1 pseudogene is annotated in these 395 nt (G+C 59.2%); it reads left to right on the top strand.

The window, feature by feature from the left end:
- Positions 1-232 (top strand): annotated as a pseudogene (locus tag GHO32_RS26255) (citrate/2-methylcitrate synthase); the annotation flags it as partial.
- Positions 233-395 lie beyond the last annotated feature (163 nt).

Below are 395 nucleotides of genomic sequence, written 5' to 3'. Positions count from 1 at the left end.
ACTTCATCGAGCGCAGGCTGTACCCCAACGTGGACTTCTATTCCGGGATCGTTTTACGCGCGCTCGGCATCCCGCTGAACATGTTCACTGTCATGTTCGCTATCGGGCGGATGGCTGGTTGATCGCCCACTGGAAGGAGGTTTTTGAGGATCCGACAACGAGGATTTCCCGTCCTCGCGAGCTTTACGATGGTCCGGTATCGACTCCGTGGGTGCCACGCGGCGAGCGCTGAGCTATTTGACCCTAGGCTTCTTCGCGGGCGAGGTTTGGCCCGCCGGTGATGTCGTCGAGGGCTGAGGTGATCTCCTTAGGAAGACTGACCTCGTCAGCTCTGAGCAATTCTTCGAGCTGTGAGGTGGTCCTCGGTCCGACAAGAGCCGAGGCGACTACAGGGG

This window comes from Pseudomonas sp. FSL R10-2189, assembly GCF_009600325.1.
Classification (GTDB): Bacteria; Pseudomonadota; Gammaproteobacteria; order Pseudomonadales; family Pseudomonadaceae; genus Aquipseudomonas; species Aquipseudomonas helleri.
This window is presented reverse-complemented; position numbering and strand designations above follow the sequence as displayed.